The sequence below is a fragment of the Streptomyces sp. P5F9 genome, from assembly GCF_057961495.1.
Window position 1 is genome coordinate 20720 of the sequence record NZ_JBXVPZ010000081.1, and the last position, 7920, is coordinate 28639.

Annotated in this window: 6 protein-coding genes; all 6 read right to left on the reverse strand. The window is 69.8% G+C overall.

Going from position 1 to position 7920, the window contains the following annotated elements; all coding sequences use genetic code 11:
• Nucleotides 1-38 precede the first annotated feature (38 nt).
• Entirely contained in the window at nt 39-2081 is a 2043-nt protein-coding gene (rho, locus tag AC31A1_RS16135) for a transcription termination factor Rho (RefSeq protein ID WP_489653979.1), read from the reverse strand.
• A 429-nt stretch (nt 2082-2510) separates the two neighbouring features.
• On the reverse strand, nt 2511-3440 hold the full coding sequence (gene thrB / locus AC31A1_RS16140; protein ID WP_393762536.1) for a homoserine kinase: 930 nt from the start codon (nt 3438-3440) through the stop codon (nt 2511-2513).
• Nucleotides 3441-3687: 247 nt separating this feature from the next.
• Nucleotides 3688-4746 carry a threonine synthase gene (gene thrC, locus AC31A1_RS16145; RefSeq protein WP_033285390.1) on the reverse strand — a complete coding sequence of 353 codons (1059 nt, stop codon included), beginning with the start codon at nt 4744-4746 and terminating at the stop codon, nt 3688-3690.
• A gap of 6 nt (nt 4747-4752) precedes the next feature.
• Entirely contained in the window at nt 4753-6045 is a 1293-nt protein-coding gene (locus AC31A1_RS16150) for a homoserine dehydrogenase (RefSeq protein ID WP_318018838.1), read from the reverse strand.
• 197 nt (nt 6046-6242) lie between these two features.
• Entirely contained in the window at nt 6243-7634 is a 1392-nt protein-coding gene (lysA, locus tag AC31A1_RS16155) for a diaminopimelate decarboxylase (protein ID WP_489653980.1), read from the reverse strand.
• 63 nt (nt 7635-7697) lie between these two features.
• A partial coding sequence (locus tag AC31A1_RS16160) for a DALR anticodon-binding domain-containing protein (protein ID WP_489653981.1) occupies nt 7698-7920 on the reverse strand: 223 nt, incomplete at its 5' end.

A 7920-nucleotide genomic window follows, 5' to 3' on the forward strand; every position in this document is an offset into this window, starting at 1 on the left:
CTTAACAGGGGGCGGCCCTTTGATAACGCTGACTGGCCCTAGTCGCCGTTGCCGGGAGTGGGGGTCGTCTTCTGGATCTGGAGCAGGAACTCCGCGTTCGACTTCGTCTGCTTCATCTTGTCGAGAAGCAGCTCGATCGCCTGCTGCTGGTCAAGCGCGTGCAGCACCCGGCGAAGCTTCCAGGTAATCGCCAACTCGTCGCTGCCGAGCAGGATTTCTTCCTTACGGGTACCGGACGCGTCGACATCCACCGCCGGGAAGATGCGCTTGTCGGCGAGCTTCCGGTCGAGCTTCAGCTCGGCGTTGCCCGTGCCCTTGAACTCCTCGAAGATGACCTCGTCCATGCGCGAGCCGGTGTCGACGAGCGCCGTGGCGAGGATGGTCAGCGAACCGCCGTCCTCGATGTTGCGCGCGGCACCGAAGAAGCGCTTGGGCGGGTACAGCGCCGTGGAGTCGACACCACCGGAGAGGATGCGGCCGGAGGCGGGCGCCGCGAGGTTGTACGCACGGCCCAGACGCGTGATCGAGTCGAGCAGCACGACGACGTCGTGGCCCAGCTCCACCAACCGCTTGGCGCGCTCGATGGCGAGCTCGGCGACCGTGGTGTGGTCCTCGGCGGGACGGTCGAAGGTCGAGGAGATGACCTCGCCCTTCACCGACCGCTGCATGTCGGTAACCTCTTCCGGACGCTCGTCGACCAGGACGACCATCAGGTGGCACTCGGGGTTGTTGTGCGTGATCGCGTTGGCGATCGCCTGCATGATCATGGTCTTGCCGGTCTTCGGCGGGGCCACGATCAGACCGCGCTGGCCCTTTCCGATGGGCGCGACGAGGTCGATGATGCGGGTCGTCAGCACACCCGGGTCGGTCTCCAGACGGAGCCGGTCCTGCGGGTACAGCGGCGTCAGCTTGTTGAACTCCGGCCGGCCGCGCCCGGAGTCGGGGGCCATGCCGTTGGTCGAGTCCAGACGCACGAGCGCGTTGAACTTCTCGCGGCGCTCGCCCTCCTTCGGCTGGCGGACCGCGCCGGTGACGTGGTCGCCCTTGCGCAGGCCGTTCTTGCGGACCTGGGCGAGGGACACGTACACGTCGTTCGGGCCCGGCAGGTAGCCCGACGTACGGATGAACGCGTAGTTGTCGAGGATGTCGAGGATGCCCGCGACGGGGATCAGGACATCGTCGTCGGCGACCTGCGGCTCGCCGGCGGCGCCGCCACCGAACTCGTCGCGTCCGCGACGGCCCCGGCGGTCCCGGTACCGGCCGCGGCGGCCGCGCCGGCCGCCCTCGAAGTCGTCGTCGTCCTGCGGGCCGTTGTCGCGCTGCTGCCGGTCCTGACGGTCCTGGCGGCCACCGCTCTGCTGCTGGCCGCCGCCCTGCTGCTGACGGTCCTGGCGGTCCGGACGGCCGCCGCTCTGCTGCTGGCCGCCGCCCTGCTGCTCGTTGTCCTTGCGGCGGTCGCCGCGGTCACGGTCCTGGCGGTCCTGACGGCCACCGCGGTCGCGACGGTCCCGGCGGCCCTGACGGCCGTCGTCACCGGCGTCGCCCCTGGCCTCGCCCTGCGCGGCGGCGGGCGTCTCGGCCTTCGGCTCGCTCGTCACCTCGGCGGTGACCGTCTCCGGGCTGCCGGCCTCGGCGGTCGCGCGGCGACGACGGCGCTCAACCGGCGCGTCGTCGCTGGCGGGCTGGCCGGGGATCTCGATCTGCTGCTGGGCCACGGCCTTCTCGGCGGCGACCTTCTCGGCCTTCTGCTCGGCCGGGGCGGCCGCCTCGTCGCCCGTACGGGTCTTGGAGGTGGCGCGGCGCTTCGGCTTGGTCTCGGTGGCGGTCTCGGCCTTGGCCGGAGCACCCCCAGCCTGCGCGTCCTTGATGACCTCGATCAGCTGGCTCTTGCGCATCCGCGCGGTGCCCCTGATGCCGAGGCCGGATGCGACCTGCTGCAGCTCGGCCAGCACCATGCCGTCGAGGCCGGTACCGCGGCGCCGCCGGGAGCCGGCACCGGTGGCAGGCGCGGAGGCGTCCGTGGCGGGCGCGGCAGCGGTCTCCTCGACACGTGCGCCCATCAGATCGGTGGTGTCGCTCACGAAGGGTCCTTCCCTGGAGCGGACGTCGGCCTGTCTGGCTCGGCGACCGGTTGTGCTGTCCGGCTTCGGTTCTTGCTGTGTGAACCGTGCCGGGGCGGTGGTCCGCCTAAGCGGCGGAAGAGATTGCTGGTGACGGCGCTTCCCGAAGCAGTGGCACCGAGTGTCTGTGTCACGTGGCTTGGTCGCACCAATTCCGGAGCTTGCCCGGCTTCCGGAGCGTGCCCGGCGAACCGCTCAGTGTCCGCGTACGAGGTACTGCCCGCGTACGTCGTACGAAACACAGTGCGGCTTGGGAGGCTCCCGGAAGAATGTCTGTCCCGGACGGGGACAACAAGCACCTCGCCATGGTGGGGTCGGGTGCAGACTTGAGATTAACACTACCGGATCCAACAAACATTCCCCCTCTCGAAATCCGGCGACGGTACGTAGTCAATTGGCGCTCGGGGCCGCGAGTGGCAGTACGCAGGCACCTTGCGCGTCGAGATCCAGCCGGTTGGCGGCCCAGCCCTCGCCGGCGAGGTGGGACACCTTGTCGGCGTTGTCGGCGTCGACCAGAGCGAGCACGGTCGGGCCTGCGCCGGAAATGACGGCCGGCACTCCGTCCGCCCTCAACCGGTCGACGAGCGCGGCGCTTTCGGGCATCGCCGGAGCGCGGTACTCCTGGTGCAGGCGGTCCTCGGTGGCGGGCAGCAGCAGCTCGGGGCGCCGGGTGAGGGCCTCGACGAGCAGTGCGGCGCGGCCCGCGTTGGCGGCGGCGTCGACGTGCGGGACGCTGCGCGGGAGCAGGCCGCGCGCGGTCTCGGTGAGCACCGGTTTCCCGGGGACGAAAACCACCGGAACGATGGAATCGGCGGGGTCCATCCTGATCGCCCGCGCGGCTCCGCCGTCCATCCAGGAGAGCGTGAAGCCGCCCAGCAGACAGGCCGCCACGTTGTCGGGATGGCCCTCGATCTCGGTGGCGAGTTCCAGCAGCGCCGTGTCGTCGAGCTTGGAGTCCCCGCCTATGGTCACGGCGCGCGCGGCGACGATGCCGGCGCAGATGGCGGCGGAGGAGGAGCCCAGGCCGCGGCCGTGCGGAATGCGGTTGGCGCAGACGATCTCCAGGCCGCGCGGCTGTCCGCCGAGCAGGTCGAAGGCGGTGCGCAGGGACCGTACGAGGAGGTGGTTCTCGTCGCGCGGGAGAGTCTCGCTGCCCTCGCCGGCGATGTCGATGAGCAGCCCGGAGTCGGCGACACGGACGACGACGTCGTCGTAGAGCCCCAGCGAGAGGCCGAAGGCGTCGAAGCCCGGGCCGAGGTTGGCGCTGGTGGCGGGGACGCGCACCCGGACGGCGGCGGCGCGGAAGGCTGGACCGGCCATCGCTCGATGACTCTCCTTGAGCTGCGTGAGTGTCGAAGACATTCGATGAGATTCGATAGGTACGTGAAGACCCTCGGGCCGTGGAGACGGCGCGGTGCCGAGCCATGCGCGCAGGCATATGCGGCGGGCGGGTTAGGTACAGCCTATCGAAGGAAGGTTCTGTGGCGACATAGGGCGCACAGGAGGCGCACGATGCGTGTCGTAAGCCCCCTGTGCACCCCCCGTGGCGAATACCCGCCAGGCGGCTTTACGCCAGACCGAGGCGCTCGGCGGCCGTCGGCGCGTCGACCGGGATCGTGACCGGCTGCGGGGCGCCCGCGACGGCCCAGTCGGGGTCCTTGAGGCCGTTTCCGGTCACCGTGCAGACGATGGTCTGGCCCGGGTCGACCTTGCCCTGCTCGGCCGCCTTCAGCAGACCGGCGACGGAAGCGGCCGACGCGGGCTCGACGAAAACACCCTCCTGAGCGGCCAACAGCCGGTAAGCGCGCAGGATCTCACGGTCCGTCACCTCGTCGATGAACCCGCCGGACTCGTCCCGCGCGTCCAGCGCGAACTGCCAGGACGCGGGGTTGCCGATGCGGATCGCGGTGGCGATCGTCGAGGGGTCCTTGACGATCTCGCCGCGCACGATGGGCGCGGAACCGGAGGCCTGAAAGCCCCACATGCGCGGGGACTTGGCGGCGATGCCGTCGCCGGCGTACTCCTTGTAGCCCTTCCAGTACGCGGTGATGTTGCCCGCGTTGCCCACCGGCAGGACGTGGATGTCGGGCGCGTCGCCGAGCATGTCGACGATCTCGAAGGCGGCCGTCTTCTGGCCCTCGATGCGCACCGGGTTGACCGAATTCACCAGCGCCACAGGGTAGTTGTCGCTCAGCTCGCGCGCGAGGGTGAGGCAGTCGTCGAAGTTCCCGTCGACCTGGAGGATCTTCGCGCCGTGCACGAGGGCCTGGCCCATCTTGCCGAGCGCGATCTTGCCGCGTGGCACGAGGACGGCACAGACCATCCCGGCGCGTACGGCGTAGGCGGCGGCGGACGCGGAGGTGTTGCCGGTGGAGGCGCAGATGACGGCCTGCGCGCCCTCCTCCTTGGCCCGGGTGATGGCCATGGTCATACCGCGGTCCTTGAAGGACCCGGTGGGGTTGGCACCCTCTACCTTGAGGTGGACCTCGCAGCCGGTGCGCTCGGAGAGCACCTGCGCGGGCACGAGGGGCGTGCCGCCCTCGCGGAGGGAGACGACCGGCGTGCTGTCGGACACCGGGAGCCGGTCCCGGTACTCCTCGATGATTCCGCGCCACTGGTGGGTCATTGCTGGTTACTCTCCTTCAACCCGCATGATGCTGGCGACACCCCGCACGGTGTCGAGCTTGCGCAACGCCTCGACGGTCCCGCCCAGGGCGGCGTCGGACGCGCGGTGCGTGACGACGACGAGGGATGCCTCGCCGTCCTTCCCCTGCTGCCGAACCGTATCGATCGAGACACCGTGCTCGGCGAACACGGTGGCGACCTGTGCGAGAACGCCTGGTTTGTCGGCGACGTCGAGGCTGATGTGGTACCGCGTGACGACCTCGCCCATGCCCGACACGGGCAGTCCGGCGTACGCCGACTCGCCGGGCCCGGTGGTCCCGTTGAGCCGGTTGCGGCACACGGCGACGAGGTCGCCGAGCACGGCGGAGGCGGTGGGGGCGCCGCCCGCGCCGGGGCCGTAGAACATCAGCTGCCCGGAGGCGTCGGACTCGACGAACACGGCGTTGTAGGCGCCGCGTACGGAGGCGAGCGGGTGGCTGAGCGGGATCATCGCGGGGTGCACGCGCGCGGTGACGGACCCGCCGTCCTCGGCCCGCTCGCAGATGGCCAGCAGCTTGATGGTGCAGCCCATGTTCTTCGCGGAGGCGAAGTCGGAGGCGGTGACCTCGGTCATGCCCTCGCGGTAGACGTCGTCGAGACGCACGCGCGTGTGGAATGCGATTCCGGCGAGGATGGCGGCCTTGGCGGCGGCGTCGAAGCCCTCGACGTCGGCGGTGGGGTCGGCCTCGGCATACCCGAGGGCGGTGGCCTCGTCGAGGGCCTCCTGGTAACCCGCGCCCGTGCTGTCCATCTTGTCGAGGATGAAGTTGGTCGTCCCGTTGACGATCCCGAGCACGCGGTTGACCTTGTCGCCGGCGAGGGACTCGCGCAGCGGCCGGATCAGAGGAATAGCACCAGCGACGGCGGCCTCGTAGTACAGGTCCTTGCCCTGCTGCTCGGCGGCGGCGTGCAGCGCGGCGCCGTCCTGGGCGAGCAGCGCCTTGTTGGCGGAGACGACGGAGGCGCCGTGCTCGAAGGCGGCGGTGATGAGGGAACGGGCGGGCTCGATACCGCCGATGACCTCCACCACGACATCAATGTCCCCGCGCTTGACGAGGGCGGTGGCGTCGGTGGTGACGAGGGCGGGGTCGATGCCTTCGCGGACCTTGGAGGGCCGCCGTACGGCGACACCCGCGAGCTCGACGGGTGCGCCGATGCGGGCGGCGAGGTCGTCGGCGTGCGTCGTCATGATGCGCGCCACCTCTGAGCCGACCACTCCACAGCCCAGCAGCGCCACCTTCAGCGGACGCGTACGCATCATCCGACCTCGTTTCCTCATACCGTCATCGGTTGGACCAGTCTCACTCACCGGACGGGAGTTTCTATCCATGGTCCGGATCGTGAGACATCGATTTCATTTCCACGGGGGCGGAGACCGGAGATCTTCCACCCCTTTTCTTGCTTCTCTGGCCTCTCTGGCTTCTCTTGCTTCCTCTGGCTTCTCTTGCTTCCTCTGATTCAGCCGACGTCGAGACGCAGGAGGTCGTCCTCCGTCTCCCGGCGGACGATGACCCGCGACTCCCCGTCCTTCACGGCGACGACCGGCGGCCGGAGCACATGGTTGTAGTTGCTGGCCATGGACCGGCAGTACGCACCCGTCGCCGGTACGGCGATCAGGTCACCCGGTGCCAGGTCCCCCGGCAGGAACGCGTCCTTGACCACGATGTCCCCGCTCTCACAGTGCTTGCCGACGACCCGGGCGAGCATGGGCTCGGCGTCGGAGCGCCGGGACACGAGAGCGACGCTGTACTCCGCGTCGTAGAGCGCCGTCCTGATGTTGTCGGACATGCCGCCGTCGACGGAGACGTACGTCCGCAGCCCGTCGAGGGGCTTGATGGTGCCGACCTCGTAGAGCGTGAAGGCGGTCGGCCCGACGATGGCGCGCCCCGGCTCGACGGAGATACGAGGGGTCCGGAGCTTCGCGGAGTCGCACTCACGGGTGACGATCTCGGTGAGCGCCTTGGCGATCTCGTGCGGCTCGCGGGGATCGTCGTCGCTGGTGTACGCGATCCCGAGCCCACCGCCGAGGTCGATCTCGGGCAGCTCGACACCGTGCTCGTCGCGAACGGCCTTCAGCAGCCCGACCACACGATGGGCGGCCACCTCGAACCCGGACATGTCGAAGATCTGCGACCCGATGTGACTGTGGATCCCGATGAGTTCGAGCCCGTCGAGCTGAAGGGCGCGCCGCACGGCTTCGGCGGCTTGTCCCCCGGCCAGCGGAATCCCGAACTTCTGGTCCTCGTGGGCGGTGGCGATGAACTCGTGGGTGTGTGCTTCCACGCCCACGGTGATCCGGATCTGCACGCGCTGCCGCTTGCCGAGGGACTGCGCGATATGAGCGACCCGCACGATCTCCTGGAAGGAGTCGAGAACGATCCGCCCGACACCGGCCTCGACGGCCCTCGTGATCTCGCTGACGGACTTGTTGTTGCCGTGGAAGGCGATCCGGTCGGCGGGCATCCCGGCGGAGAGGGCGGTGACGAGCTCACCCCCGGAACAGACATCAAGATTCAGCCCCTCCTCGTGCAACCACCGCACGACGGCACGGGACAGGAACGCCTTGCCGGCGTAGAAGACGTCGGCGTCCTGCCCGAACGCGGTACGCCAGGCCCGGGCGCGCTCCCGGAAATCGGCCTCGTCGAGAACGTAGGCCGGAGTGCCGTGCTGCTCGGCGAGCGTCTTCACGTCGATACCGCCGACGGTGACGACACCGTCCGCGTCCCGGCCGACGGTCTGCGCCCACACCTTGGGGTCGAGTGCGTTGAGGTCGGCGGCCGGGGCGGAGTAGTGCCCCTCGGGCAGAACGTCGGCGTGACGGGGACCGGCGGGATGTGCGGAACGGCTCATGTCGTCTTCTCTTCTGTCTCTTCCTGGCGCTCAGATCGTGCGGTGTCTTGTCGGTCGTGGCGCTCAGAGGTGTTCGGGGGCGTCGATGCCGAGCAGGGACAGGCCACCGGCGAGCACCGCCCCGGCGGCTTCGGCGAGCGCGAGCCGGGCACGGTGGGCGGCCGAGGGTTTCTCGTCACCGAGCGGAAGCGTGGCCGGAAGCAGAGCGAGGGTCGCGTCGGCTACGGCGACCAGGTGACGGGCGAGCAGGTCCGGGGCACGGTGGGCTGCCGCGCGGGCGAGGAGG